The organism is Acinetobacter sp. ME22, assembly GCF_022012315.1.
Taxonomy (GTDB): Bacteria; Pseudomonadota; Gammaproteobacteria; order Pseudomonadales; family Moraxellaceae; genus Acinetobacter; species Acinetobacter brisouii_A.
This window is the reverse complement of the sequence record NZ_JAKLTL010000041.1, coordinates 1-709: the sequence shown is the minus strand read 5'-3', so window position 1 is coordinate 709 and position 709 is coordinate 1. Positions and strand designations below refer to the sequence as shown.

Annotated in this window: 2 protein-coding genes and 1 pseudogene; all 3 read left to right on the top strand. The window is 43.7% G+C overall.

What is annotated here, in order from left to right:
- Positions 1-285, top strand: a 285-nt coding sequence (locus tag LVY74_RS17595; RefSeq protein WP_442862814.1) for a holin, incomplete at its 5' end; no start/stop codon positions are given.
- Position 286: 1 nt separating this feature from the next.
- Positions 287-508 carry a hypothetical protein gene (locus tag LVY74_RS17590; RefSeq protein ID WP_237813600.1) on the top strand — a complete coding sequence of 74 codons (222 nt, stop codon included), beginning with the start codon at positions 287-289 and terminating at the stop codon, positions 506-508.
- A 58-nt stretch (positions 509-566) separates the two neighbouring features.
- A pseudogene (locus tag LVY74_RS17585) lies at positions 567-709 on the top strand (lysozyme); the annotation flags it as partial.

Below are 709 nucleotides of genomic sequence, written 5' to 3'. Positions count from 1 at the left end.
GGGGGATTCATGCAGGAGCATGAGAAAACATTTCTAACATTATTCACTTTGGGAGCAATCATTGGCTTGGCTAAATTGCTGGTCTCCAATGAAAAACTGACTGCTCGTCTGGTGATTGGTCGAACACTGTTAGGCTCAGCCGTTAGCGTCATTGCAGGCGTTGTTGTGATTCAGTTCCCAGCAATTCATCCATTGGCATTGGTGGGGATTGCATCGGGTTTAGGCATCGTTGGTAGCGCCTTCATTGAAACATGGTTAAAAGGTAAGTTAAAAAACTGGAGATAGTATGAAATTCATTGATGAGAATGCATTGAAGTATTTAAGCGTAAAGCTCCCATATTTGGGGGCTTTTTTAATTTTGGCAGCCAACATTCTGCAATGGTCACTGGACTACAAGCTGATGCCTGTAGAGTACCAGCTGATTGCTTCAACAGTTGTTCTGCCAGCACTTTCACATCTGGGTAAAAAGATTTATCAGCCCGAATTACATGATGATCAGGCTGATTAAACACCATTCACCATGACCGCCTTCGGGCGGTTTTTTTATGCATATAGGAAAGCAAAATATGAGCGTAGATCAAACTCAACAGATCGCCCAGGCATATAGCTGGCTTCGTGCCATGTCGGGTGGACAATTGACACAGGCACAAGTTACCGCAGGCGATGCAGTCATTGAAAAAAATGGACTGACAGTGTTTGCTCAAATGAT